Source organism: Streptomyces sp. AK010 (assembly GCF_014207295.1).
GTDB lineage: Bacteria > Actinomycetota > Actinomycetes > Streptomycetales > Streptomycetaceae > Streptomyces > Streptomyces massasporeus.
In genome coordinates, this window is sequence record NZ_JACHCX010000011.1 from 1 (window position 1) to 25,531 (window position 25,531).

20 protein-coding genes and 1 pseudogene are annotated in these 25,531 nt (G+C 72.0%); 15 read left to right on the forward strand and 6 right to left on the reverse strand.

Going from position 1 to position 25,531, the window contains the following annotated elements:
• Positions 1–614 precede the first annotated feature (614 nt).
• Both sucC and sucD read left to right on the forward strand, forming a co-directional pair.
• The gene (gene sucC / locus HDC93_RS21260) at positions 615–1,793 is read left to right on the forward strand and encodes an ADP-forming succinate--CoA ligase subunit beta (protein WP_185012462.1); all 1,179 of its coding nucleotides are present in this window, start codon (positions 615–617) and stop codon (positions 1,791–1,793) included.
• 21 nt (positions 1,794–1,814) lie between these two features.
• Positions 1,815–2,699 carry a succinate--CoA ligase subunit alpha gene (sucD, locus tag HDC93_RS21265; RefSeq protein WP_185012463.1) on the forward strand — a complete coding sequence of 295 codons (885 nt, stop codon included), beginning with the start codon at positions 1,815–1,817 and terminating at the stop codon, positions 2,697–2,699.
• A gap of 149 nt (positions 2,700–2,848) precedes the next feature.
• On the opposite strand, the gene HDC93_RS21270 is transcribed toward sucD, so the two are convergent.
• Positions 2,849–4,189 carry a helix-turn-helix domain-containing protein gene (locus HDC93_RS21270; protein WP_185012464.1) on the reverse strand — a complete coding sequence of 447 codons (1,341 nt, stop codon included), beginning with the start codon at positions 4,187–4,189 and terminating at the stop codon, positions 2,849–2,851.
• A gap of 96 nt (positions 4,190–4,285) precedes the next feature.
• On the opposite strand from HDC93_RS21270, the gene HDC93_RS21275 reads away from it, so the two are divergent.
• Positions 4,286–6,208, forward strand: coding sequence for a DUF6350 family protein (locus HDC93_RS21275; RefSeq protein WP_260419695.1), 1,923 nt, complete (start codon positions 4,286–4,288; stop codon positions 6,206–6,208).
• 88 nt (positions 6,209–6,296) lie between these two features.
• Here the strand turns inward: HDC93_RS21275 and HDC93_RS21280 are convergent, their stop codons facing one another.
• On the reverse strand, positions 6,297–7,094 hold the full coding sequence (locus HDC93_RS21280; RefSeq protein WP_185012465.1) for a hypothetical protein: 798 nt from the start codon (positions 7,092–7,094) through the stop codon (positions 6,297–6,299).
• 304 nt (positions 7,095–7,398) lie between these two features.
• Here HDC93_RS21280 and purN point away from each other — a divergent pair, with 304 nt between their 5' ends.
• Positions 7,399–8,037, forward strand: coding sequence for a phosphoribosylglycinamide formyltransferase (purN, locus tag HDC93_RS21285; protein ID WP_185012466.1), 639 nt, complete (start codon positions 7,399–7,401; stop codon positions 8,035–8,037).
• Positions 8,034–9,620, forward strand: coding sequence for a bifunctional phosphoribosylaminoimidazolecarboxamide formyltransferase/IMP cyclohydrolase (gene purH / locus HDC93_RS21290; protein ID WP_185012467.1), 1,587 nt, complete (start codon positions 8,034–8,036; stop codon positions 9,618–9,620). Before purN ends, purH begins: the two co-directional genes overlap by 4 nt.
• Here purH and HDC93_RS21295 read toward each other — a convergent pair.
• From HDC93_RS21295 to HDC93_RS21305, 4 genes and pseudogenes are all read right to left on the reverse strand, one after another.
• Positions 9,592–10,026, reverse strand: coding sequence for an ALF repeat-containing protein (locus HDC93_RS21295; RefSeq protein WP_185012650.1), 435 nt, complete (start codon positions 10,024–10,026; stop codon positions 9,592–9,594). The genes purH and HDC93_RS21295 overlap by 29 nt on opposite strands.
• A 30-nt stretch (positions 10,027–10,056) precedes the next feature.
• Positions 10,057–11,658 carry a protein kinase domain-containing protein gene (locus tag HDC93_RS21300; protein ID WP_185012468.1) on the reverse strand — a complete coding sequence of 534 codons (1,602 nt, stop codon included), beginning with the start codon at positions 11,656–11,658 and terminating at the stop codon, positions 10,057–10,059.
• Positions 11,659–11,684: 26 nt separating this feature from the next.
• Positions 11,685–11,780, reverse strand: a pseudogene (locus HDC93_RS39715) (FHA domain-containing protein); the annotation flags it as partial.
• A gap of 158 nt (positions 11,781–11,938) precedes the next feature.
• Positions 11,939–12,514, reverse strand: a complete 576-nt coding sequence (locus tag HDC93_RS21305; protein WP_185012469.1) for a hypothetical protein — start codon at positions 12,512–12,514, stop codon at positions 11,939–11,941.
• A gap of 274 nt (positions 12,515–12,788) precedes the next feature.
• Here HDC93_RS21305 and HDC93_RS21310 point away from each other — a divergent pair, with 274 nt between their 5' ends.
• The 10 genes from HDC93_RS21310 to HDC93_RS21355 all read left to right on the forward strand — a co-directional run bounded on the left by HDC93_RS21310 (position 12,789) and on the right by HDC93_RS21355 (position 25,531).
• On the forward strand, positions 12,789–13,643 hold the full coding sequence (locus tag HDC93_RS21310) for a bifunctional methylenetetrahydrofolate dehydrogenase/methenyltetrahydrofolate cyclohydrolase (RefSeq protein ID WP_031109204.1): 855 nt from the start codon (positions 12,789–12,791) through the stop codon (positions 13,641–13,643).
• Positions 13,633–14,376 carry a DUF3017 domain-containing protein gene (locus HDC93_RS39350; protein ID WP_311774593.1) on the forward strand — a complete coding sequence of 248 codons (744 nt, stop codon included), beginning with the start codon at positions 13,633–13,635 and terminating at the stop codon, positions 14,374–14,376. The genes HDC93_RS21310 and HDC93_RS39350 overlap by 11 nt, the downstream gene beginning before the upstream one ends.
• Before the next feature lie 375 nt (positions 14,377–14,751).
• Entirely contained in the window at positions 14,752–16,134 is a 1,383-nt protein-coding gene (locus tag HDC93_RS21320) for an XRE family transcriptional regulator (protein WP_185012470.1), read from the forward strand.
• A 627-nt stretch (positions 16,135–16,761) separates the two neighbouring features.
• Complete coding sequence (locus tag HDC93_RS21325; protein WP_185012471.1) at positions 16,762–17,751, forward strand: malate dehydrogenase; 990 nt, start codon at positions 16,762–16,764, stop codon at positions 17,749–17,751.
• A gap of 258 nt (positions 17,752–18,009) precedes the next feature.
• On the forward strand, positions 18,010–18,126 hold the full coding sequence (locus HDC93_RS37860; protein WP_221516981.1) for a DUF664 domain-containing protein: 117 nt from the start codon (positions 18,010–18,012) through the stop codon (positions 18,124–18,126).
• A gap of 199 nt (positions 18,127–18,325) precedes the next feature.
• On the forward strand, positions 18,326–19,846 hold the full coding sequence (locus HDC93_RS21335) for an aldehyde dehydrogenase family protein (protein WP_185012472.1): 1,521 nt from the start codon (positions 18,326–18,328) through the stop codon (positions 19,844–19,846).
• A 130-nt stretch (positions 19,847–19,976) separates the two neighbouring features.
• Complete coding sequence (locus tag HDC93_RS21340) at positions 19,977–21,509, forward strand: GMC family oxidoreductase (RefSeq protein ID WP_185012473.1); 1,533 nt, start codon at positions 19,977–19,979, stop codon at positions 21,507–21,509.
• A gap of 38 nt (positions 21,510–21,547) precedes the next feature.
• A complete protein-coding gene (locus HDC93_RS21345; protein WP_185012651.1) occupies positions 21,548–22,624 on the forward strand; it encodes a glycine betaine/L-proline ABC transporter ATP-binding protein in 1,077 nt (358 codons plus the stop codon).
• Positions 22,624–24,573 (forward strand): proline/glycine betaine ABC transporter permease, encoded by a 1,950-nt coding sequence (locus tag HDC93_RS21350; protein ID WP_185012474.1) that lies wholly within the window; start codon positions 22,624–22,626, stop codon positions 24,571–24,573. Before HDC93_RS21345 ends, HDC93_RS21350 begins: the two co-directional genes overlap by 1 nt.
• A 1-nt stretch (position 24,574) precedes the next feature.
• Entirely contained in the window at positions 24,575–25,531 is a 957-nt protein-coding gene (locus tag HDC93_RS21355; RefSeq protein ID WP_185012475.1) for an ABC transporter substrate-binding protein, read from the forward strand.

Sequence of the window (25,531 nt, forward strand, 5' to 3'; positions counted from 1 at the left end):
GCCAGTTCTACCGGGGCTCCGCTCCTCATGTCCGGCGAAACCGCTGCCTACGGCCCCCTGGACAACCCCGCCCGAGCCATAACTTCACGGCCTTGCGGCTAGTACGGGCAGACCGCCGAGGCTTCCCCGCCGTCGGCCCGCCCTCCGTGGCGCAGAGATCCCCCAGCTCTTCACGAGGCGTCACGCCCGGAAGGCCGAAAGCCGTCGGTGGTCCGAGGCCGAAACCTCGTGGAGGGGTCGATCGGTCCCCATTGGGGTGGGGACCACCCGACCCGAGCCCCGGAGAGCCGGGCCCTGAACAGGGCGTTCGCGCTCCTCCGGGGGTGTCCCACGGGCCTCACCGGGTCAACCCCAGCCCGGTGAGGCCCCTCACCCGTTCCTCACACCCGGCACGCCGTGCCAGAGAGCGCGGCATCATGTGACAGGTATCACCGCTCAGGTGTGACCCTCGATTTAGAGGCCTCCCGGAAGCAGCGATAACCTGCGAGACGGACATGCCGCGCGCTCGGACACCGTGTGCGCCTCCCTTGTGACAGACAGCGGACGTCACGTTGCCCTCGCGGCACGCCCACGCAGACAACGAACCGCGAGATCACTGATAGGGACGGAAGCGCGTGGACCTGTTCGAGTACCAGGCGAGGGACCTCTTCGCCAAGCACGATGTACCGGTGCTGGCCGGTGAAGTCATCGACACGCCTGAGGCGGCCCGCGCAGCCACCGAGCGCCTCGGTGGCAAGTCCGTCGTCAAGGCCCAGGTGAAGGTCGGTGGCCGCGGCAAGGCCGGCGGCGTGAAGCTGGCGGCGACCGCCGACGAGGCGGTCGAGCACGCCACCAACATTCTCGGCATGGACATCAAGGGCCACACGGTCCACAAGGTGATGATCGCCGAGACGGCCCCGGAGATCGTGGAGGAGTACTACGTCTCCTTCCTCCTGGACCGTGCCAACCGCACCTTCCTCTCCATCGCGTCCGTCGAGGGCGGCGTGGAGATCGAGGAGGTGGCGGAGACCCGCCCCGAGGCCGTCGCCAAGACGCCGATCGACGCCAACGTGGGCGTGACCCCCGAGGTCGCCCGCCAGATCGTCGAGGCCGCGAACTTCCCGGCCGAGGTCGCCGACAAGGTCGAGAACGTCCTGGTCACCCTGTGGAAGACCTTCATCGAAGAGGACGCGCTTCTCGTCGAGGTCAACCCGCTGGCCAAGGTCGCCTCCGGCGAGGTCATCGCCCTGGACGGCAAGGTCTCCCTGGACGAGAACGCCGAGTTCCGTCAGCCGGAGCACGAGGCCCTCCAGGACAGGGACGCGGCCAACCCGCTCGAGGCCGCCGCCAAGGAGAAGAACCTCAACTACGTCAAGCTCGACGGTGAGGTCGGCATCATCGGCAACGGCGCAGGTCTCGTCATGAGCACCCTGGACGTCGTCGCGTACGCCGGTGAGGCGCACGGCGGCGTGAAGCCGGCCAACTTCCTCGACATCGGTGGCGGCGCCTCCGCCGCAGTCATGGCGAACGGCCTGGAGATCATCCTCGGCGACCCGGACGTCAAGTCCGTCTTCGTCAACGTCTTCGGTGGCATCACCGCCTGTGACGAGGTCGCCAACGGCATCGTCCAGGCGCTGCAGCTGCTCAAGGACAAGGGCGAGGAAGTCACCAAGCCCCTCGTCGTCCGCCTGGACGGCAACAACGCGGAGCTCGGGCGCAAGATCCTCTCCGACGCCAACCACCCGCTGGTGCAGCGCGTGGACACCATGGACGGAGCGGCCGACAAGGCCGCCGAGCTCGCGGCTGCGAAGTAAGGGACGAGGGACTAAACAGCCATGGCTATCTTCCTCAACAAGGACAGCAAGGTCATCGTCCAGGGCATGACCGGTGCCACGGGCATGAAGCACACCAAGCTCATGCTGGCCGACGGCACGAACATCGTCGGTGGCGTGAACCCCCGCAAGGCGGGCACGTCCGTCGACATCGACGGCAACGACATCCCGGTCTTCGGCACGGTCGCCGAGGCCATGGAGAAGACGGGCGCCAACGTGTCCGTCCTCTTCGTCCCGCCGGCCTTCGCCAAGGCCGCCGTCGTCGAGGCCATCGACGCCGAGATCCCGCTCGCGGTCGTCATCACCGAGGGCATCGCCGTCCACGACTCGGCCGCGTTCTACGCGTACGCCGTGTCCCAGGGCAACAAGACCCGGATCATCGGCCCGAACTGCCCCGGCCTCATCACGCCGGGCCAGTCCAACGCCGGTATCATCCCGGGCGACATCACGAAGCCGGGCCGCATCGGCCTGGTCTCGAAGTCCGGCACGCTGACGTACCAGATGATGTACGAGCTGCGTGACATCGGCTTCTCCTCCGCCGTCGGCATCGGTGGCGACCCGGTCATCGGCACGACGCACATCGACGCGCTCGCCGCGTTCGAGGCCGACCCCGACACCGACCTGATCGTCATGATCGGTGAGATCGGCGGCGACGCCGAGGAGCGGGCCGCGGCCTTCATCAAGGAGAACGTGAAGAAGCCGGTCGTCGGCTACGTCGCGGGCTTCACCGCGCCCGAGGGCAAGACCATGGGCCACGCCGGCGCCATCGTCTCCGGTTCCTCCGGCACGGCCGCCGCGAAGAAGGAGGCCCTCGAGGCCGCCGGCGTCAAGGTCGGCAAGACCCCGACCGAGACGGCCAAGCTGGCGCGCGAGATCCTCGCCGGCTGAATCACGCCGTAGGGCCGCATCACACCCGACGGCTGCATCACGCCCGAGGGCCGGATGACGCCGGACGGCTGAGCCGCGGAGCTCATCGGTGGGCCCGCCCTCTGCACAGGGGGCGGGCCCACCGCCGTTTCCGCACTTCCGCAGCCGGGTCAGCGCAGCTGCGGAAGCAGCCGGTCAGGTCCCTTCTGCTCCTCCTTGCGCAGCTTCGCGCGCAGTTTCTGCTCCGACTCCGACAGGGGTCCGGGCGCGACCGGTGGCGGTACGCCCTGAACCGTCTCTCCGGGCGGCACCGGTGGCTCGTAGTGTGTGGGGGCCGTGCGGACGGTGAGGGCCGTGGCACCGATCAGGGCCACCGTGAAGGCGATGGCGGCCCGGGTCCAGAACCGGGCCCTGCGTTCCCCGTCCTTCCGCACGACCGGCGGTTCCGCGGCCCGCAGCCGCTCGGTGGAGGCCAGCTCGACCAGCCGCCGGTGCAGTGTTTCCGGGTCCGCCAGTTCCGGCAGCCGCTCGGCGAGCGCCTCGCGCGCGTGGGCCAGCCGGTTCACGGCCGCGCGGGTGCTCGCCTCGGTCTCCGCCGCCGTCTCCGGCAGGCCTAGCCCGACGCCGTCGTAGAGCACCAGCGTGCGGCGGTAGGACGGCGGGAGCTCCAGCAGGGTGTCCATCAGCGCCCGGTCGAAGGCGTCGGCCGGCGGCGGCTCGGGGTGCCGGTGGCGCAGCCGGAGCCGGTGCCACGGGGAGAGGGCGCACTCGTAGGCCATCGCCCGTACCCAGCCCGCCGGGTCGCGGTCGCGGGCCACCTCGGGCCAGCGCTGCCAGGCGATCTGGAAGGCCCGCTCCACCGACTCCCGGGCCAGTTCACGGCGGCCGGTCAGCAGATAGGTCTGCCGGACGAGCGCGGGTGCGCAGAAGGCGTAGAGCGCGTCGAAGGCCTGATCGGGGGTCAGCGCGGTGATGGCGTCGTCCGGGCGGTGCGGGGGTGTCGTACGCCGGCGTTCGGTGAGGATGACGCGGTGTCGGTGCGGGACGGCGGTGCGGCTGTGGTGCGGGGCGGGGGCCCGGCTGTGGTGCGGGGCTGAGGGACGGCTGTGGTCCGCGGCGGGGGTGTGGCCATGGTCCGGGACGGTGGCGGGGCCGCGGCCCCGGTCCTTCGCGGCGGGCGGTCGCTTCCGGTCGTTGGCGGAGGCTCTGCGTCGGGCCCCGGCGCTTCGCCCGGAGGCCGCGGCCGGGGGTGCCGGCTCGGCGGTGTCGTCATCGGCGGCGCCGTCCTGAGGTGGCGTCACCTCCGACGCGGCGCTCAGCGAGTTGAGCAGCCTCGCGTACTTCTCCCCTTTGCGGCCGCGCGGCGCGAGACGGCCGGTCTCCCATCCGCGCACCGTCTCACCGGTGACGCCCACCCGGGAGGCCAGCTGAGCCCGCGTCAGCGAGGCTGCCTCGCGCAGGCGTCGGCGTTCCTTGGGTGGTGGGAGCGGGAGGGCAGGGCTCTGCGTCACAAGGTGCCCCTCCGTCCGAAAAGGTACATAAGCATATTTTTAGCGACACAGCGAAGGTTCGCCTGTTACGCCGGTAAAGTGCGTGTCGTTGGGAGCATGGCGGGCGTGACCGAGATGACCGCTCGCCGACGTTCGCCGTCACCCCTGCTCACCCGGATGCGGGACCACTCGCCCGGGCTCGTCGGCGGCCTCACGGGTGGCGCGCTCGCGGCGGGCCTCGGGCTGGCGTCGTTCGCCATGCTCGTGATGCTGCTGTGGATCCTCTCGCCGTACCCGGACAGCGGGCCCGGCGGCGCCATGCACGTGGCGGCGGCGCTGTGGCTGCTGGCGCACGGTGCCGAGCTGGTCCGCACCGACACGCTCTCCGGCGTTCCCGCCCCCCTCGGCCTCCCGCCCCTGCTGCTGCTCGCCCTGCCGGCGTGGCTGCTGCACCGGGCGGCACGGGACGCCACGGACGGCGGGGGAGAGGGCGAGGACGACGACTGCGAGAGCGACGACGAGGGGGGCCTCGCCGTCGCCGCGAGCCGGCCCCTGGCCGCCCCCCGTACCGCGTGGACGGGCGTCGTCCTCGGCTACCTCGCCGTCGCCGCGCCCGCCGCCCTGTACGCCGCCGGGGGTGTGCTGCGGCCGTCGTGGGTGTGGACGGCGGTGTGCGTCCCGCTGGTCGCCGTTGTGGCGGCGGGGGCGGGCGTGTGGTCGGCGTACGGCCGTCCGGGCCGGCCGCTGCGGCGGTTGCTGGGCGTGCTGCCGACGGGAGTACGCCCGCTGGTGCTCGGCCCGGACGGGCGTCCCGGCGTCGCCGCCCGGGCCTCGGCCGCCGGGGTGGCGGTGCTCCTCGGAGGCGGTGCGTTGCTGGTGGTGGGGTCGCTGGCATGGCACGGTGCGGCGACCCAGGCGTCGCTGCTCCGGCTGACCGAGGGGTGGTCGGGGCGGTTCGCCGTGCTGCTGCTGTGCGTGACCCTGCTCCCGAACGCGGCGGTGTGGGGCGCCGCCTACGCCCTCGGCCCCGGTTTCGCCCTCGGCGCCGGCCACGCGGTCGGCCCGCTGGCCTCGGCACCGGCGCCGTTCCTGCCGCCGTTTCCGCTGCTGGCGGCGGTTCCGGAGGCGGGGCAGGGAACGCCGGTGCACTGGGCGGCCGGGGCGGTGCCGGTGCTCGCCGCGGTGGTCGTGGGCTGGACGGTGGCCACGGGTGCGGCGTCGGCGGAACGTGGTGGGACGGGGCCGGGCAGCACGCGGACGGCCGACTGGTCGACCGGCCGCACCGTCCGTGCCGCCGCGCTCGCGTCGATGCTGTGCGCGGCCGTCCTCGCGGTGCTGGCCGGGCTGTCGGGCGGCCCGCTCGGTGCCGGCGTGCTCTCACGGTTCGGCCCGGTCTGGTGGCAGGCCGCCGCCGCGACGCTGGCCTGGCTGGGACTGCTGGCGATCCCGACGGCGGTGGGTGTACGGGCCTGGCGGTGCCGGTCGCTCCGGACGGAGGAGGCGAAGATCGGCAAACAGCGCGAGGACACGGCCGGGGGCGCCGACGGGCCCGGGCGGCTGCGCAAGAGGCCCCGGCTGGGCCGGGGTCGGTTCACGCGCACGGGAGTGGCCGGGATCGCCGGAGTGGCCGGGGGTGCGGGGGGCGTGGCCGGCGCCCGGGGTGCGGGACGGGCCGACGGCTCCCGGAATGCCGGGTCGTCCGCGAGTGACGAGGACGCCGAGGTTTTCTGGGGTGCCGGGGTCTTGGACGGCACTCGGGGTGCTGGAGCCGCTGACGGACCTCGGGACGCCGGAGGAGCCGCGGGCGCGCGGGGTTCCGGGCGATCAGGGGGCGACGAGGACGACGGGGCGCTCCGGGAGTCGTCGTCGCACACCACGAAACCGGGGTCGAACGCGCCCCTTGCCCCCCTCGCCCCCTACGAGCACGACGCCCTCTACGGCCTGCGCGACCAGGAGGGCGAAACGGACTTCGGCCTGTACGACTTCCTGCCGTCCGACCCTGTCCCGCCCGACCGGTCCGCCCCGCCGGAGAGCACCTGAGACGTCGGCCGTCAGCCGTCGGTCGTCAGCCGTCGGCCGTCAGTCATCGGCCGCCGATTGTCAGTTGTCGGGCATCGGGTGTCAGTCGTCAGTCGTTCGTCCCCAGGAACCCCCGGAGCTCCTCCGGCAGAAGCTTGGAGCAGGACTGCTTCGCCTCGTTCGTGAGGGCGTCGTTGGTGCACGTGTAGTAGTCGCGGTAGACCAACTGCGCCGTGAAGGACGCGGCGACCAGGGCGATCGCCAGGGACGCCGTGACCAGGCCGCTCACCGCCGCCGTCGTCTGGGGGCGGCCACCGCCCTGCTGCTCGGGGGCGGGGGAGTCCGGGTCCGGCCTGCGGGGCTTGGCGCGCAGGGAGCTGATGGCCCAGTACAGGGCGAGCGCGCCGAGCAGCAGCGCCACGTACGGCCAGCTGAAGAGGGCGAAGAAGAAGGCCCACATGCCCGACAGCAGGGCATAGCGCGCCCGGCGCTGCGCGGGATCCGTCGGGTCCCAGCGCACGTTCGGGCCGCCGCCCTGAGGGCCGCCGCCCTGGCCCTCGGGCCCGCCGCGGGGGCGCTCGCCGAAGCCGCCGGGGGAGCGCCCGGGCTGCTGGTCGCTCCACTGGCTGCCCCAGGGCGAGCGGTCCCCGCCGTTGCCGTCACCGGAGTCCTGGGAGTCGTCGCCCGACGGGCGCCGCGGCTGCCAGGGCCGGTCCGGCGTGCCCTCGGGCGGCGGGGCGAAGGGGTTGTCCTCCTGGGATCCGCGCCCCCGCCCCTGCCCGCCGTCGCCGCCCGAAGGCGCGTCGGGCGGTGAGCTGGGGCGCTCCCGCAGCAGCACGGCGCCGCGCTCCCCTCCCTGAGGCAACAGCTGGGGAAACGTGAGGAGTCGCAGGCTGCGGTCCGGCATCAAGTGAGCGTCTTCCCGTTGGTAGGGGGCAATGTGTGGACAGAACGGAACGGCGTCGGACCCGGGTCCGTCACCTCCTGAACGCACCACGTCCGGACGTCGTTCCCGAACAGGCTCCGTCCAGACGCTACCTTCCGGCCATGCCCCCGTCCCGTGGGGGCCGTCCGGTGTGCCGGTATCGTTGCTGACGGTCGACCGGTTCGTAGGCTTCCCCGTATCCGGGGACGTAAAGCATTCGTATGAATGTACAAAGCGTTGTGCGCCGACCACCTTGGACAGAATTCCCCCGAGAAAGGCCCCCACCGTGGCCGCCAAGCCCGTGGCCCCGCGCGCCAAGCGCCTCGTCGTGCTGGTCTCCGGATCCGGCACCAACCTCCAGGCGCTGCTCGACGAGATCGCCGCCGTCGGCGCACCGGAGTACGGGGCCGAGATCGTGGCCGTCGGCGCGGACCGCGAGGGCATCGAGGGGCTCGCGCGGGCCGAGCGCGCCGGGCTGCCGGCCTTCGTGTGCAAGGTCAAGGACCACGGCAGCCGCGAGGAGTGGGACGCCGCCCTCGCCGAGGCCGTCGCGGCGTACGAGCCCGACCTCGTCGTCTCCGCCGGGTTCATGAAGATCGTCGGCAAGGAGTTCCTCGCGCGGTTCGGCGGGCGGTTCGTCAACACGCACCCCGCGCTCCTGCCCAGTTTCCCGGGAGCCCACGGCGTGCGGGACGCGCTCGCGTACGGCGCCAAGGTCACCGGCTGCACCGTCCACTTCGTCGACGACGGCGTCGACACCGGGCCGATCATCGCGCAGGGCGTGGTGGAGATCCGGGACGAGGACGACGAAGGCGCTCTGCACGAGCGCATCAAGGAAGTCGAGCGAAGGCTGCTCGTCGAGGTCGTGGGGCGCCTCGCCCGCAACGGCTATCGCATTGAGGGACGAAAGGTAGTTATCCAGTGACCGCCGAGAGCAACAAGCGGCCCCTTCGCCGGGCGCTCGTCAGCGTCTACGACAAGACCGGTCTCGAGGAGCTCGCGCGCGGGCTCCACGAGGCCGGGGTCGAGCTCGTCTCCACCGGCTCCACCGCCGCGAAGATCGCCGCTGCCGGCGTCCCCGTCACCAAGGTCGAGGAGCTCACCGGCTTCCCCGAGTGCCTGGACGGCCGGGTCAAGACCCTGCACCCGCGCGTGCACGCGGGCATCCTCGCCGACCTGCGCCTGGACAGCCACCGCGAGCAGCTCGCCGAGCTGGGTGTCGAGCCGTTCGACCTCGTCGTCGTGAACCTCTACCCGTTCCGCGAGACCGTCGCCTCCGGTGCCTCGCCCGACGAGTGCGTCGAGCAGATCGACATCGGCGGTCCCTCGATGGTCCGGGCCGCCGCCAAGAACCACCCCTCGGTCGCGGTCGTCACCAGCCCGGCCCGGTACGCCGACGTGCTCAAGGCCGTCCAGAGCGGCGGCTTCGACCTCGCCACCCGCAAGCGGCTCGCCGCCGAGGCCTTCCAGCACACGGCCGCCTACGACGTGGCCGTCGCCTCCTGGTTCGCCTCCTCCTACGCGCCCGTCGACGAGTCGCAGTTCCCCGACTTCCTCGGCGCCACCTGGGAGCGCGAGCACACCCTGCGCTACGGCGAGAACCCGCACCAGCCGGCGGCCCTCTACGTCTCCACAGCATCGATGAGCGGCTCCGCCGCGGGCGGCGGCCTCGCCCAGGCCGAGCAGCTGCACGGCAAGGAGATGTCGTACAACAACTACACGGACACGGACGCCGCCCGCCGTGCCGCGTACGACCACACCGAGCCGTGTGTCGCCATCATCAAGCACGCCAACCCCTGCGGCATCGCCGTCGGCGCGGACGTCGCCGAGGCGCACCGCAAGGCGCACGCCTGTGACCCGCTGTCGGCGTTCGGCGGCGTGATCGCGGTCAACCGCCCGGTCAGCAAGGAGATGGCGGAGCAGGTCGCGGAGATCTTCACCGAGGTCATCGTCGCGCCCGGCTACGAGGACGGGGCCCTGGAGGCCCTCACCAAGAAGAAGAACATCCGCGTGCTGTGCTGCGCCGACGGCCCCTGCGCCCCGGTCGAGGTCAAGCCGATCGACGGCGGCGCGCTGCTCCAGGTCACCGACCGCCTCCAGGCCGACGGCGACGACCCGGCCACCTGGACGCTGGCGACCGGCGAGGCGCTGAGCGCCGACGAGCTGGCCGAGCTGGCGTTCGCCTGGAAGGCCTGCCGCGCGGTGAAGTCCAACGCGATCCTGCTCGCCAAGGACGGTGCCTCGGTGGGCGTCGGCATGGGGCAGGTCAACCGGGTGGACTCCGCGAAGCTGGCCGTCGAGCGGGCCGGTGCCGAGCGTGCCGTGGGCGCGTACGCCGCGTCGGACGCGTTCTTCCCCTTCCCGGACGGCCTGGAGATCCTCACCGCTGCCGGAGTCAAGGCCGTGGTCCAGCCCGGCGGTTCGGTCCGTGACGAGTTGGTCGTGGAGGCCGCGCAGAAGGCCGGCGTCACGATGTACTTCACGGGGACGCGGCACTTCTTCCACTGAGCCCGATGGCGGAGCGGGCCGGCGGAACCCCGCCGGCCCGCTCCGCCATGTCAGGCCTCGACCATGTCAGGCGTCGACCTCGTACCGCCCCGGTCTCCAGGAAGTACCGCAGTTCCTCCGCAGTGCCGTCGATGACGTCCTCGGCGGCCGCGCGCAGCGCCGCGCTGATGGTCGGGTCGGCCAGGATGCGGGCGACGGCGACGCGGTCGTCTTCGGCCTGGGCGAGGCGGTAGCCGGTTTCGAGGAAGGCGCGCAGGGCTTCGGGGGTGTTGGTGTCGAGGGCCTTGGTGGCTTCGCGCTTGACACCGCGGCCGGAGTCGGGGTTGCCGATGATGCGGACGATGGCGACGCGGTCGTCCTCGGCCTGGGCGAGGCGGTTGCCCGTCTTCAGGGTCCGCCCATTTATGACGGGACGTCAACGCCCCTGCCCGCGAGGTCACTTCCGAGTGTCGGGCGCGTACTCCTCCAGGAAGTGGGCGACGCGGTCGGCGTAGCCGCGTACGTCCGGGGGCACGCCCTTCGTCGCGTTCACCGTGCGGTACGACGTGCGGTACGCGGAGGCGATCAGGACCTGCCGGTCGCCCGGCAGGTCCTCGTGCAGGCGTGGGGCGATCCAGCACAGGTAGCGGCCCATCGCCGGAATGGACTCGGCGGGCGGGAAGGGGGGTTGGGGGACCGTCTCGCCGGGGGTGCCGTCCTCGTTCATCCACCAGCGCAGGACGCGCGGGGTCCAACGGGCGATGCCGTACTCGTTGTTGTCGGGGTCGGAGAGGTCCGGGTCGAAGTCGCTCTCCACCTTCAGCATGGCGGCGATCAGGACCGGCGTGACCTCCTTCTGGTCGCAGTCGTGCGCCGTCTCGACGATCAGCAGCCGGTAGGCGGGCGGTACGCCCCGGTCGGTGCGGAGTTCGGAGGCGCCGTACGCGGCGGCGGAGACGTTCGCGGACGCGCCGGACCCGGTTCCGCCGCCGGTTCCGCCGGCGCCCGCCCAGACGCTGATGCCGTAGGCGAGGGCGGCCAGGGCCGCGGTGGCTCCGGTCAGGACGGCCGCGACGGACCCGCGGCGCAGGCGGCGGGCGGTACGCATGCGACGGGCGGTGCGCAGGCGGCGGGCGGTGCGCAGGCGGGGCAGGCGGAAGACGCGCCGGTCCGGGCCCGCGGCCGCCGTCACACGGCGCACTAGCTCGGTGCCGCCGATGCGCTGCCGGTGCGTCCGGGTCAGGCAGGCGCGCACGATCTCCCGCCAGTCGTGGGGCAGTTGTGGCGACAGGCGCAGTTCGTCGACGCCGCGGGCGTAGGCCGCCGCCGCGTCGCGCCGGGCGGTCGAGGTCGCCCCGGGCAGCGGGAAGGAGTCGGTGAGCACGAGGTGGGCGAGGACCCCGAAGGCCCAGATGTCGGCGGACGGGCGGATGCGGCGGCCCCGTTCGCCGATCTCGGTCCACAGCAGTTCCGGCGGGGTGTAGTCGGGGGTCGAGAAGGCCGGCGTGTAGGCGTGGGTGCCCTCCAATTCCGCGGCCATGTTGAAGTCGGCGAGGCGCACCGAACCGTCCGCCATCAGCAACACGTTGGCGGGCTTCAGATCGCCGTGCACCCAGCCGGCGCCGTGCAACTGGGCGAGGCCCTCGGCGATCTGCGCGAGCAGCGCGGGGCCGGCCGCGGGCCGGGGCGTCGCTGTGAGCAGGGCGGACAGGGAGCCCTCGGCCTTCTCCAGGACGAGGACGGTGGCGCCGTCCAGCTCCGGCCGGCCCGGGTCGTCGACCGTCAGCGTCTGGTACATCCGCACCAGCCGCGGGTGCCGCAGCCGCCGGTACAGCTCGACCTCCCGCTCGGCCAGTTCGCGCAGGTGGGTCAGCCGGCGGGGCGTGGCCGTGCCGGTGGGCAGGAACTTCAGCGCGGCCGTGGGCGGCAGCCCGGTGCCGTCACCGACGCGCCGGGCGGCGTACACACTGCCGAAGGCGCCCGTCGCGATGGGCTCGCGCACCTCCCAGTCGCCGACCCGGTAGCCCTTGGGCACGGGTACGGCGTACGCCTCGGTCACCGGATCGGCCCGGCCGGACGAAGGCCGCCGAAGAGCCGGAAGGCGCCGCGCGCGAGCCTGTCGGGGGTGCGGTTTCGCTCGTCCTCCGTGGTCGGCGGAGGTACCACGATGATGCTGTACAAGGTGCTCTCCCCGTGCCTGAACAGCTACCACCGTCAGGGTAGGGCGACGCACCAGGGCCGTGCCCCCCTCGTACGGGTGAGACACGGCCCTTGGATGTGATTGGCGTGAACTGGTCCGGTCGTCGACCGGGTCCGTTCAGTACCGGGGACGGTTGAACTCAGTACCGGGGACGGTTGAACCAGGCCTTGCCGTTGGCGTTGCCGACGAAGACCGCCACCAGGATGGCGAGAACGGTGTGCACCAGGCCCACGATGACGAACGGGTAGAGGCCCAGGACCGCCGTGATGATGGCGAAGACCAGGATGGTGATCCGGGCGCCGTTGCCGCCGTTCTTGAACTTGGTCGCCAGGACGGCCGCGAACACCAGCCAGGCCAGGCCGAACACCACGTAGCCCCAGATCAGACCGGTCGAGTCACCGACCAGGTCCTGGAAGGCGGTGTTGTCCTTGAGGGACTCGTCGTCCTTGGCGGCGTTCAGGGCCGCGGCGCCGAAGGCGAAGAGAGCCACGCCGACGACCTGCAGACCGACGATCACCCACATCATCACGCGGGCCGCACCCACGGAACCGGGCATCGTGGTCGGCGCGGCGGGGCCGCCGTAGGGGGAGACCGGAGGGGCCTGCGGGTAGCCGTAACCGGGCGCCTGTCCCTGGTCCTGCGGGTATCCGTAGCCCGGCTGCTGCGGCTGCCCCTGGGGAGCGCCGTAGGGGTTGTTCGGGTCGCCGTAGCTCATGGGGGACTTTCCTCCGTTGGTCCGAGTGCGGGGACGACGCGTGACATCCGCACGGAGGAAAATCTTCAGTATTGCGACCGTCCCCCCGTTGAGCTGCCCGCGGCACTTGTCCGGTCATCGTTCTTCACTACCGACCGGCTTGTCCAGCCGCATTCCCGATGTGTTGTGCAAGTGCAACATCGCTGATCATGGGCGGATACGGGAGGACGGACCCCCGGTGCCCGGATTGCGGTCGGATTGGAACCACGGCGGGGTCATCCGCGAGGATGGGGCCATGACCGCCCAGATTCTCGATGGCAAGGCCACCGCAGCCGCGATCAAGTCCGATCTGACCGCCCGCGTGGCGGCGCTGAAGGAGAAGGGCGTCACGCCCGGCCTCGGCACGATCCTGGTCGGGGACGACCCCGGCAGCCAGAAGTACGTCGCCGGCAAGCACCGCGACTGCGCGCAGGTGGGCATCGCCTCCATCCAGCGCGAACTGCCCGCCACGGCGACCCAGGAGGAGATCGAGGCGGCCGTCCGCGAGCTCAACGAGGACCCGGCCTGCACCGGGTACATCGTGCAACTGCCGCTGCCCAAGGGCATCGACGAGAACCGCATCCTCGAGCTGATGGACCCGGACAAGGACGCGGACGGGCTGCACCCGATGAACCTCGGGCGCCTCGTCCTCAACGAGCCCGCCCCGCTGCCCTGCACTCCGAACGGCGTGCTGACGCTGCTGCGCCGCTACGGCGTGGAGATCAAGGGCGCCGAGGTCGTGGTCGTCGGACGCGGCGTGACCATCGGCCGGCCGATGCCGCTGCTGCTCACCCGCCGCAGCGAGAACGCCACCGTGACGCAGTGCCACACCGGCACGCGTGACCTGTCGGCGCACCTCAAGCGCGCGGACATCATCGTGGCCGCCGCCGGTTCCGCCCATCTGATCCGGGCCGAGGACGTGAAGCCCGGCGCGGCCGTCCTCGACGTCGGCGTCTCCCGCAGCGCCGAGGGCAAGATCGTGGGCGACGTCCACCCCGACGTCGCCGAGGTCGCCGCCTGGATCTCCCCGAACCCCGGCGGAGTCGGCCCGATGACCCGTGCCCAGCTGCTCGTCAACGTGGTCGAGGCGGCGGAGCGCAGTGTCGGCTGAGCAGCGGACCCCGAGCGGGGCCGAGCACCGGGCCCCGGGCGACACCGAGCGCCGGACCGCGAGTGAGGCCGAGCACCGGACCCCGGGCGGGCAGGAGGCGCCCGGCGGGCATGAAACGCACGGCGGGCAGGAGCCGCCCGGCAGGCATGAAACGCACGGCGGGCAGGATGCGCACGGCGGGCATGAAACGCACGGCGGGCAGGATGCGCACGGCGGGCGCGAAACGCACGGCGGGCAGGAGGCGCCCGGCGGGCAGGAGCCGCCGAGGGGACACGGGTCACCGGAGGAACTCACCGTCCGGGACCCCGTCAGCGCGCCCGACGCCGAGGGCCGGCCGCGGCGGGTGACCCGGCGCTTCCCGCTGTTCACCAAGGACACCGCGCGGCCCGAGGGCGGTGGCCGGGCCGCGTCCGGGGACGCCCCCGCGCCCGCCCGGCAGTGGCCCGTCCTCGCCGTGCTGGGGCTGGCCGGGCTCGGGCTGCTGGTGACGGCGTTCGGCCAGTTCCGGATCGGGACGCTGCTGATCGGCGTCGCTCTGCTGGGCGGTGGCGCGATGCGATGGCTGCTGCCGGACGTCGGCATGCTCGCCGTCCGCTCCCGCTTCACGGACATCGTCACCTACGGCCTGCTGGGCACCGTGATCGTCCTGCTGGCGCTGATGGCACAGCCGAAACCGTTGCTGCAGATCCCGTTCCTGAAGGACACCCTGCACTTCACGGTCACCAGCGAATGACGGGGACGGCGGTCCGTCCCCTCCCCCGAGGAAGGACGGCCCGCCGCCACGTCCCACCCTCTGCCACGGCGAACGGCCTGTTCAACGGCTGTCAGAGCGCTGTGGCACGGAAGTGACGGTTCCGGTACGTCCCGCTTCCGATTCCGATCCGATACCGCACAAAGTGGTGCGACGACGGGGTTGGCAGGGACAATCAGGACGGCCCAGGGTGTATCGCACGCGGGCACCGTGCTCCTGTGCGCCCCCCGTCAGGGAACTGAGATCCTGGCTGGACGCATCCCTGTGGGTATCCACAACGGGGACTCGGCCAAGGCCGCCACGCGCGGGGCGAACAGCGCGAGAAATATCAGCACGACCGGGGGAAGAGGGGGAGCAATGCCTCGTTGGAAGGCCTTGCCGGATGAGCTCGATCCACAGATCAGAGAGTTCACCAGCCAGCTGCGCAGACTCGTGGACCGCAGCGGTCTGAGCATCGCGTCGGTGGCGGACCGCACGGGCTACAGCAAGACGTCGTGGGAGCGTTATCTGAACGGCCGGCTGCTCGCGCCGAAGGGCGCGATCGTGGCCCTGGCCGAGGTCACCGGCACGAATCCGGTGCACCTGACCACGATGTGGGAGCTCGCCGAGCGCGCCTGGAGCCGCTCGGAGATGCGGCACGACATGACGATGGAGGCCATACGGATCTCCCAGGCGCGCGCCGCGCTCGGGGAATTCGGCGGGCAGAACTTCTCCGACCCCTCGGCCGGTGGCAAGACGGCCTCGGCGGGCGAGGGCAGAGCGGCTTCCGCGGGCGGCGCCAAGTCCGCCCGGCGGAGCGGCGGCACCACGGTCACGCCGGGCATCGCGGGACCGGCCGGTGTGGCCCCGACCGTGCCGCCGCAGCCGACGGCGCCCGAGGTCCAGGACTCCACCGGCGCGGGTGTGCGGGAGGAGAGCGGCCGGGTCGCCGAGCCCGAGGTCAACTCGTGGGGGCTGGCCGGGTACCAGGGCCCGTCGCCGACGGGCGGGCGCTCCGCGGGAGCCGGCCCGGGCAGTCGGGGACACCGGCCCGGCGCGAGGTCCGGAACCTCCGCCGGATCGCCCGGCGGCCCCGGGTGGACGCCCGGCGCCGGGGCGGACCCGTACGCCGAACCCCAGGACGCCGTCCCGGGCCGGGCCGGTGGTGCAGGTGCCACCGGTGGTGCAGGTGGTGCAGGTGGTGCAGGTGGTGCAGGTGGTGCCGGGGGGACCCGCCGGACCGCCTCCGCCTCCGCCTCCTCCTCTGCGGGCAGGAAGCGGACCGTGACCTTCCTCGCGGGGGTCGTGGGCGTGCTCGTGGTGATCGCCGGCGCGTTCTACCTCACCGGCGGCGGTGGCGACGACGAGGCCAAGGGCGGCACGAAGTCGCCCTCGCCGACCGTCAGCAGCGACCCGAAGCTGCCGCCCGGCGTGAAGTGCAGCGGCGACAGCTGCACCGGCAAGGACGCGGAGGCCATGGGGTGCAGTGGTGACCTGGTGACCACCGCCCAGACCGCGACCGTCGGCACGACCGTCGTCGAGGTCCGCTACAGCGAGACCTGCAAGGCTGCCTGGGGTCGCATCACCCAGGCGACACAGGGCGACGAGGTCCAGATCAGCTCGGGCAAGGCGAAGCAGACCGGCAGCATCACCGTGGCCGGTGACGCCATCGTCTACACCCCGATGGTGGCCGTGAAGAACGCCGCGGACGCCAAGGCCTGCACGACGCTGGCGGCCGGCCAGAGGGGCTGCACCGACTAGCTAGCCGAGGGGCGGCTCCGCCAGGTCGATGGGCTGCGCCGACTGGCCACCGGGTGGCTCCGCCGGTAGTCGGCCTGCTCCGCCGGTCGCCGGGTGGCTCTGCCGGTGGTCGGCCCGGCTCGCCGGTCGCCGGGTGGCTCTGCCGGTGGTCGGCCCGGCTCGCTGGTCGCCGGGTGGTTCCGCTGGTGGTCGGCCCGGCTCGCTGGTCGCCGGGTGGTTCCGCTGGTGGTCGGCCCGCCCCACCCGTCGACGCCGCGCCCCACCCGTCGCCGACCCACCCCACCCGTCCACAGTCCACCCCCACCCAACCCAGGCGAAGAATCTCCGAAACGGGAGGAGTGCCCGCCGCAATCGCGGGCACGCGAACCGTACCCCCACGGGAGTCCGGCATGGTCGGTATCCCCCCAGGCGGCCGCCTTCGTCCTCCTCTCCCGGACGGGCGGCCGCCTCTCGCGTGGGGGCGGGCGCGCGGAACGGGGTTGTGGGCCGGGCCACACCGACCCGGACGTCCGGGATCCCGGATGCGCGATAGCCTGACGGCTGGATGGATCTCTTGACGCCAAGAGATCGATCAAACGTCCGGGGCAGGGACCCCGCCCCACCGCCAGCTGTCATACGGAGAACGCCATGACCCGCACTCCCGTGAACGTCACCGTCACCGGCGCGGCCGGCCAGATCGGTTACGCCCTGCTCTTCCGCATCGCCTCCGGTCAGCTGCTCGGCGCGGACGTGCCGGTGAAGCTGCGCCTGCTGGAGATCACGCCGGCCCTGAAGGCGGCCGAGGGTACGGCCATGGAGCTGGACGACTGCGCGTTCCCGCTCCTTCAGGGCATCGACATCACCGACGACCCGAACGTCGCCTTCGACGGCACCAACGTCGGTCTGCTCGTCGGCGCCCGCCCCCGCACCAAGGGCATGGAGCGCGGTGACCTGCTGGAGGCCAACGGCGGCATCTTCAAGCCGCAGGGCAAGGCCATCAACGACCACGCCGCGGACGACGTCAAGATCCTGGTCGTCGGCAACCCGGCCAACACCAACGCCCTCATCGCCCAGGCCGCCGCGCCGGACGTCCCGGCCGAGCGCTTCACCGCGATGACCCGCCTGGACCACAACCGCGCGCTGACCCAGCTCGCGAAGAAGACGGGCTCCACGGTCGCCGACATCAAGCGCCTGACCATCTGGGGCAACCACTCCGCCACCCAGTACCCCGACATCTTCCACGCCACCATCGCCGGCAAGAACGCCGCCGAGGTCGTGAACGACGAGAAGTGGCTGGCCGACGACTTCATCCCGACCGTCGCCAAGCGCGGCGCCGCCATCATCGAGGCCCGTGGCGCCTCGTCGGCCGCGTCCGCCGCCAACGCCGCCATCGACCACGTCTACAGCTGGGTCAACGGCACCGCCGACGGCGACTGGGTCTCCATGGGTATCCCGTCCGACGGTTCGTACGGCGTGCCGGAGGGGCTCATCTCCTCCTTCCCCGTCACCACCAAGGACGGCTCGTACGAGATCGTCCAGGGCCTGGAGATCAACGATTTCTCCCGCGCCCGGATCGACGCCTCCGTCAAGGAGCTCGAGGAGGAGCGCGAGGCGGTCCGCGGCCTCGGCCTCATCTGATCGGAGCCCTCAAGGGTTTCGCGCGAAGGCCCCGCACCGGTTCTCCGGCGCGGGGCCTTCGCGCGTTCCGGGCGCGACCGGCTCCCCTGCCCGACCGGGCCGCAAGTTGTACGCGCTGTGGGGCGAGGCCGTGGCCCGGTCCCGGGCCCATCTGCGCGAAGTGCTCGCGGACGGCGACGCCGGCCGGATCGCCGCGTTCACCAGCCGTGCCGGGCACTCCCCGAACGTGCGGCTTATGCTCGTCGATCTCATTGGCGCATGCTCGTCGATCTCATCGAGGAGTACGCCCGGCACGTCGGGCAGGCCGATCTGCTGCGCGAGTCGGTCGACGGGCGCGTGGGGGAGGACCCGCCGGAAGACTTCCGGCCCTGGTGAGCCGACGCCCGAGCGCGCCGTGACCGACGGCCGGCTCGCCGCACCTTTCGTTCCTGTTTGTTCACATCTCCCGTGACGCAGCGCACTTTCGGCCACAGGTGCGCATGCAATTGCGGGAGTAGGGCAGGCGAACTCGGTCCCTTAGTGACACGAATGTGACACAGGGACGCTGATCAGGAACGGAAGGCGAAGAGCGATCATGGCGGAAAGTACCGAACTTCAGGCGCGTGAAACCATCCATGCGGGAGGAGAGTGGCGAGCGGCCATCTCCGGGGCCACCCGCGAGATCCTCGACCCCGCGGACGCCCTGCCCTTCGCCGTGGTCGCGGAGGGCGACGAGAAGGACACCGATCTGGCGATCGCGGCCGCCCGGCGGGCCTTCGACGAGGGGCCGTGGCCGCACACGCCCGTCACCGAGCGGGCCGCGCTGCTGAGGCGCGTCGCCGATCTCCTGGTCCGTGACCGCGAGAAGCTCGGCCGGCTGGAGGCCCAGGACGCGGGCAAGACCGTCGAGGAGGGCCGCGTCGACATCGACTGTGTCGCCGACGCCTTCCGCTACTTCGCCGACCTGGTCGCCGGCGAAGCCCCCGGCCGGGTCGTGGACGCGGGCTCGCCCGACATCCACAGCGTCGTCGTGCACGAGCCGATCGGCGTCTGCGCGATGATCACGCCCTGGAACTACCCGCTGCTCCAGGCCAGCTGGAAGATCGCCCCCGCCCTCGCCGCCGGCAACACCTTCGTCATCAAGCCGAGCGAGATCACGCCGATGACGACGATCGCGGTCATCGACCTGCTCGTCGAGGCGGGACTCCCCGCGGGTGTCGCCAACATCGTCACGGGCCCCGGGCATTCGGTCGGCGCCCGCCTGTCCGAGCACCCCGACGTCGACCTGGTCTCCTTCACCGGCGGCCTGATCAGCGGCACCAAGGTCGCCGAGGCCGCCGCCCCGACCGTCAAGAAGGTCGCCCTCGAACTCGGCGGCAAGAACCCCAACGTCGTCTTCGCCGACGCCTGCGCCACCGAGGAGGGCTTCGACACCGCCGTCGACCAGGCCCTCAACGCCGCCTTCATCCACAGCGGCCAGGTCTGCTCGGCCGGCGCCCGCCTGATCATCGAGGAGTCGGTCCGCGACCGCTTCGTCACCGAACTCGCCCGGCGCGCCGAGAAGATCCGCCTCGGCCGCGGCACCGAGGACGGCGTCGAGTGCGGCCCGCTCGTCTCCGAGCAGCAGCGCGCCAAGGTCGAGATGTACGTCGAGTCCGCCCTCGAGGAGGGCGCCGTGCTGCGCTCCGGCGGCAAGCGCCCCGAGCCGTCCGCGCAGCGCCCCGAGAACGGCTACTTCTACGAGCCGACCGTCCTCGACCACTGCCATCGCGAGATGCGCGTCGTACGGGAGGAGGTCTTCGGGCCGGTCGTGACCGTCGAGACCTTCCGGACCGAGGACGAGGCCGTCGCCCTCGCCAACGACACCGAGTACGGACTGGCGGGCGGCGTCTGGACCGCCGACGCGGGCCGCGCCCGCCGCGTGGCCGGCCGGCTGCGCCACGGCACCATCTGGATCAACGACTTCCACCCCTACCTGCCGCAGGCGGAGTGGGGCGGTTTCGGCAAGAGCGGAGTGGGCCGCGAACTCGGTCCCGCCGGACTCGCCGAATACCGGGAGACCAAGCACGTCTACCAGAACCTCGCTCCGAAGCCGGTGCGCTGGTTCGCGGGCTGACCCCCGTCCCCCGCCGGGCCGCCGGTCCCGCTGGGCAGCGGACCCCAACCCGGGCCGACCCCCACATCCCGGGCTGACGTCCCCGTCCCCACGAGCCCGTTCACTTCATCCCCACTGGAGCAAGTACGCCATGTCCCACACCAGTCATGAGTACGACTATGTCGTGATAGGCGGCGGAACAGCAGGTTCCGTGATCGCCTCCCGCCTGACCGAGAACCCGGACGTCACCGTCGCCGTCATCGAGGGCGGCCCCAGTGACGTCGGCCGTGACGACGTGCTGACCCTGCGCCGCTGGATGGGCCTGCTGGGCGGCGAGCTCGACTACGACTACCCCACCACCGAACAGCCACGCGGAAACTCGCACATCCGGCACAGCCGGGCCCGCGTGCTGGGCGGCTGTTCCTCGCACAACACCCTGATCGCCTTCAAGCCGCTGCCGGCGGACTGGGACGAGTGGGAGGCCGCGGGCGCCAAGGGCTGGGGCGCGGTGCAGATGGAGGCGTACTTCGCCCGGCTCAACAACAACATCGTCCCGGTCGACGAGAAGGACCGGAACGCCATCGCCCGCGACTTCGTCGACGCGGCCCAGGAGGCCCTGGGCGTGCCGCGCGTGGAGGGCTTCAACAAGAAGCCGTTCACCGAGGGCGTCGGCTTCTTCGACCTCGCCTACCACCCCGAGAACAACAAGCGGTCCTCGGCGTCGGTGGCGTACCTGCACCCGGTGATGGACGAGCGGCCCAATCTGACGATCCTGCTGGAGACCTGGGCGTACAAGCTCCAGATGGACGGCAACCGCGCCGAAGGCGTGCACGTGCGCACCAAGGACGGCGAGGAGATCCTCGTCAAGGCCCGGGGCGAGGTCCTGCTCTGCGCCGGCGCCGTCGACTCGCCGCGGCTGCTGATGCACTCCGGCATCGGCCCCAAGGCCGACCTGGAGAAGCTCGGCATCCCCGTCACGCACGACCTGCCGGGTGTCGGCGAGAACCTGCTCGACCACCCCGAGTCGGTCATCGTCTGGGAGACCAACGGCCCCATCCCGGAGAACTCCGCGATGGACTCCGACGCGGGCCTGTTCGTGCGCCGCGACCCCGAACGGCCGCACCCCGACCTGATGTTCCACTTCTACCAGATCCCGTTCACGGACAACCCGGAGCGGCTGGGCTACCAGCGGCCGGAGTTCGGCGTCTCGATGACCCCGAACATCCCCAAGCCGAAGAGCCGCGGCCGGCTCTACCTGACCAGCGCCGACCCCGAGGTCAAGCCGGCCCTGGACTTCCGCTACTTCACCGACGAGGACGACTACGACGGCAAGACCCTCGTCGACGGCATCAGGATCGCCCGCGAGATGGCCAAGACCGAGCCCCTGGCCGGCTGGCTCAAGCGCGAGGTGGCCCCCGGCCCGGACGTCACCGGTGACGAGGAGCTCAGCGAGTACGCGCGCAAGGTCGCGCACACCGTCTACCACCCCGCCGGCACCTGCAGGATGGGCGCCGCCGACGACCGGCTCGCGGTCGTCGACCCCGAGCTGCGCATCCGCGGCCTGGAGGGCATCCGCATCGCGGACGCCTCCGTGTTCCCCACGATGACCACCGTCAACCCGATGATCGGAGTGCTCATGGTCGGTGAGAAGGCCGCCGAACTGATCGGTGGTGGTGACCGGTGACCGAGATCCCGACCCTCGAGCCCCCCACGGAGCAGACCATGGACACGGACACCACTCCCGTCTTCTCGGTGGAGGGCCTGTGGAAGGTGTTCGGCCCCAAGGCCGACCGCGTTCCCGGCGACCCCGAGCTCACCGCCCTCGACCCCGCCGAGCTGCGCTCCCGCACCGGCTGCACGGCCGCCGTCCGTGACGTCAGCTTCGACGTGCGCAAGGGCGAGGTCTTCGTCGTCATGGGCCTGTCCGGCTCCGGCAAGTCCACGCTGGTGCGCTGTCTGACCCGGCTCATCGAGCCCACGGCCGGCACCATCGCCATCGACGGCGAGGACGTCCGCGCCATGGACCGCTCCCGGCTGCGCGAACTGCGCCGCCACCGCGCCGCGATGGTCTTCCAGCACTTCGGCCTGCTGCCGCACCGCACCGTCCTCGACAACGTCGCCTACGGCCTGGAGATCCAGGGCATGGGCAAGGCCGAGCGGCGCGAGCGGGCCGCCGAGGTCGTCGCCAAGGTCGGCCTCGAAGGCATGGAGCATCGCCGCCCCAGCCAGCTCTCCGGCGGCCAGCGGCAGCGCGTCGGCCTCGCCCGCGCGCTCGCCGTCGACCCCGAAGTCCTCCTCTTCGACGAGCCGTTCAGCGCGCTCGACCCCCTCATCCGGCGCGAGATGCAGGAGGAGGTGGTCCGGCTCCACCACGAGGAGGGCCGCACGATGGTCTTCATCACGCACGACCTCCAGGAAGCCCTCAAGCTGGGCGACCGCATCGCCCTGATGCGCGACGGCCGCGTCGTCCAGCTCGGCACGCCCGAGGAGATCGTGGGCTCGCCCGCCGACGACTACGTCCGCGAGTTCGTCCGCGACGTCCCGCGCGAGCAGGTCATGACCGTCCGTACGGCCATGCGCCGCCCGTCGGCCGGCCAGGACGGCAGCGGACCGGCCGTGCGCCCCGACGCGACGGTGTCCCAGGCGATCGAGGCGGTCGCCCGCGCCGGCGCTCCGGCCCGGGTCGTGGACAAGGGCCGGTGCGTGGGCGTGGTCGACTCCGAGACGCTCCTCGGCGTCGTCGCCGGCACGGAGCAGCCCGCTCCGCCCGGGACGGAGCAGCCCAAGGAGGCGGTCTGATGGCTACCATCACCGCGAACCCGCCCCGCGTCGGCCTGCCCGGTCTCCTCAAGCACCGGGCCGTCCACAAGCTGCTGCTGCTCGCCCTCGCCGCCGCGATCCTCGTGCCGCTGGCCAACGCCCGCTGGGCGAGCGGCACCTGGCCGAGCGCGCTGACCGTCGACTTCTCCGAGCCGCTCGCCAAGGCCAGCGACTGGATCATCGACAACCGCGACAGCCACCCGCTGTTCCTCTACTTCTTCGGCCACGTCAGCAACGTCGTCGTCATCGGCGTACGGGCCGTCTACCTCGGCCTCCTGGCCGTCGGCTGGGCGGGCGTCACGGCCCTGGGCGCGCTGGTCGCCTGGCGCGTGGCGGGCGTGAAGCTGGCCCTCGGCACCGGTGCCGCGTTCCTCGCCTGCGGGCTGCTCGGCATGTGGGTGCCGACCATGCAGACGCTCGCCCTGATGGTCGTCGCGGTCCTCGCGTCGGTCGTGGTGGGCGTCGTGCTCGGGCTCGCCGCCGGGCTCTCCGACCGGATGGACCGCGTGCTGCGGCCGGTCCTGGACACCATGCAGGTGCTGCCCGCCTTCGCCTACCTCCTGCCGGTCGTGCTGGTCTTCGGCATCGGCGTCCCGGCGGCCGTCCTGGCCACCGTCGTCTACGCCGCCCCGCCCATGGCCCGCCTCACCTCGCTCGGGCTCCGCGGCGCCGACAAGGAGGTGCTGGAGGCCGTCGAGTCGCTCGGCTCCACGGCACGCCAGCGCCTGCTGACGGCCCGGATCCCGCTGGCCCGCAAGGAACTCCTCCTCGGCCTCAACCAGACGATCATGATGGCGCTGTCCATGGCCGTCATCGCGGCCGTCATCGGCGCGGGCGGTCTCGGTGACCGCGTCTACCAGGCCCTGGCCTCGGTCGACGTCGGTGCCGCCCTCGCGGCCGGTATCCCGATCGTGCTGCTGGCCGTCGTCCTCGACCGCGTCACGGGTGCGGCGGGGGAGAAGCTCGGCGCCGAACCCGAGCCGCACAGCGGGCGCGGCTGGCTCTACGCCCTCGCCGGCGTCGTCGTCGTGGCGGTCGCCGGGCGGCTCGCGGGCCGCCTCGACTGGCCCGACTCCTGGGTCGTCGCCATCGCCGAGCCCGTCAACCGCGCCGTCGACTGGATGACCGCGCACCTGTACTCGGGCGTCCCCGTCGTCGGCGGCACCGCCGACTGGGCCGGCCACTTCACCACCTGGGTCCTCGACCCGATGCGTGACGGCCTGCAGACGCTGCCCTGGTGGTCGGTCCTGCTGATCGTCGCCGCCCTGGCCTGGGTGATCGGCACCTGGCGCACCGCGCTCACCGCCGTCCTCGCCATGGCCGCGATCGGCGTCCTCGGCGTCTGGAAGCCGTCCCTGGACACCCTCTCCCAGGTGCTGGCGGCCGTCGCCGTCACCCTGGTCGTCGGCTTCGCCGTGGGTATCACCGCGGCCCGCAGCGACCGTCTGGAGCGGGCGCTGCGCCCGGTCCTCGACGTGTTCCAGACGATGCCGCAGTTCGTGTACCTGATCCCGGTCGTCGCCCTGTTCGGCGTCGGCCGCGCCCCGGCCGTCGCCGCCGCGATCGTCTACGCGCTGCCGGCCGTCGTCCGGATCACCACCCAGGGCCTGCGCCAGGTCGACCCGGCCGCGCTGGAGTCCTCCAGTTCGCTCGGCGCGACCAGCTGGCAGCAGCTGAAGCAGGTGCAGCTCCCGCTGGCCCGCCCGGCGCTGCTGCTCGCCGTCAACCAGGGCCTCGTCCTGGTCCTCGCCGTCGTCGTCATCGGCGGCCTGGTCGGCGGCGGCGCCCTCGGCTACGACGTCGTCTTCGGCCTCGCCCAGGGCGACCTGGCGACCGGTCTGGTGGCCGGCGGCGCGATCGTCTGCCTCGGCCTGATGCTCGACCGGGTGACGCAGCCCACCGGATGCCGTGCGAAGAAGGGAGCGTGACATGCGAGTCCGTAAGACTGCCGTGATCGCCGCGGCGAGCTCCCTGGCACTGCTCACCGGCTGCGGCGCGGCCGACATGACCAAGCAGGCCTCGCCCTTCGCGGGCGCGCAGGGCGCCAAGACCGTGACCCTGTCCGTGCAGTCCTGGGTGGGTGCCCAGTCCAACGTGGCCGTCGCCCAGTACCTCCTGGAGCACGAGCTGGGCTACCGCGTCGACACCGTCCAGGTCGACGAGGTGCCCGCCTGGGACGCCCTCAGCCAGGGCCGCGTCGACGCGCTCCTGGAGGACTGGGGCCACCCCGAGCAGGAACAGCGGTACGTCAAGGACAAGAAGACGATCGCGCCCGGCGGCGAACTCGGCGTCACCGGCCACATCGGCTGGTTCGTCCCGACGTACTTCGCCAAGAAGCACCCGGACGTCACGAACTGGAAGAACCTCAACAAGTACGCCGATCAGTTCCGCACCCCGGAGAGCGGCAGCAAGGGCCAGCTCATGGACGGTTCGCCGTCCTACGTCACCAACGACAAGGCGCTGGTGAAGAACCTGAAGCTGGACTACCAGGTGGTGTTCGCCGGGTCCGAGGCGGCGCAGATCACGCAGATGAAGCAGTTCGCCAAGGAGGAGAAGCCCTTCCTGACCTACTGGTACTCCCCGCAGTGGCTCTTCGAGAAGGTCCCGATGACCGAGGTGAAGCTGCCGCCGTACAAGGAGGGTTGCGACGCCGACCCGGAGAAGGTCGCCTGCGCCTATCCGCACACCCCGCTGCAGAAGTACCTCAACGCGGACTTCGCGAAGAACGGCGGCAAGGCGGCGGCCTTCCTGAAGAAGTTCACGTGGACGACCGAGGACCAGAACGAGGTCTCCCTGATGATCGCCGACAAGAAGATGACGCCGGAGGACGCGGCGAAGAAGTGGGTGGACAGCCACAAGTCCACCTGGAAGAAGTGGCTGTCCTGA

Bases quoted from the DNA above. Each gene is read 5' to 3' on its own strand.
- sucD (WP_185012463.1), top strand. From the start codon at position 1,815: ATGGCTATCTTCCTCAACAAGGACAGCAAGGTCATCGTCCAGGGCATG.
- HDC93_RS21275 (WP_260419695.1), top strand. From the start codon at position 4,286: ATGGCGGGCGTGACCGAGATGACCGCTCGCCGACGTTCGCCGTCACCC.
- HDC93_RS21280 (WP_185012465.1), bottom strand. From the start codon at position 7,094: ATGCCGGACCGCAGCCTGCGACTCCTCACGTTTCCCCAGCTGTTGCCT.
- HDC93_RS21305 (WP_185012469.1), bottom strand. From the start codon at position 12,514: ATGAGCTACGGCGACCCGAACAACCCCTACGGCGCTCCCCAGGGGCAG.
- HDC93_RS21310 (WP_031109204.1), top strand. From the start codon at position 12,789: ATGACCGCCCAGATTCTCGATGGCAAGGCCACCGCAGCCGCGATCAAG.
- HDC93_RS21320 (WP_185012470.1), top strand. From the start codon at position 14,752: ATGCCTCGTTGGAAGGCCTTGCCGGATGAGCTCGATCCACAGATCAGA.
- HDC93_RS21325 (WP_185012471.1), top strand. From the start codon at position 16,762: ATGACCCGCACTCCCGTGAACGTCACCGTCACCGGCGCGGCCGGCCAG.
- HDC93_RS37860 (WP_221516981.1), top strand. From the start codon at position 18,010: ATGCTCGTCGATCTCATCGAGGAGTACGCCCGGCACGTCGGGCAGGCC.
- HDC93_RS21335 (WP_185012472.1), top strand. From the start codon at position 18,326: ATGGCGGAAAGTACCGAACTTCAGGCGCGTGAAACCATCCATGCGGGA.
- HDC93_RS21340 (WP_185012473.1), top strand. From the start codon at position 19,977: ATGTCCCACACCAGTCATGAGTACGACTATGTCGTGATAGGCGGCGGA.
- HDC93_RS21345 (WP_185012651.1), top strand. From the start codon at position 21,548: ATGGACACGGACACCACTCCCGTCTTCTCGGTGGAGGGCCTGTGGAAG.
- HDC93_RS21350 (WP_185012474.1), top strand. From the start codon at position 22,624: ATGGCTACCATCACCGCGAACCCGCCCCGCGTCGGCCTGCCCGGTCTC.
- HDC93_RS21355 (WP_185012475.1), top strand. From the start codon at position 24,575: ATGCGAGTCCGTAAGACTGCCGTGATCGCCGCGGCGAGCTCCCTGGCA.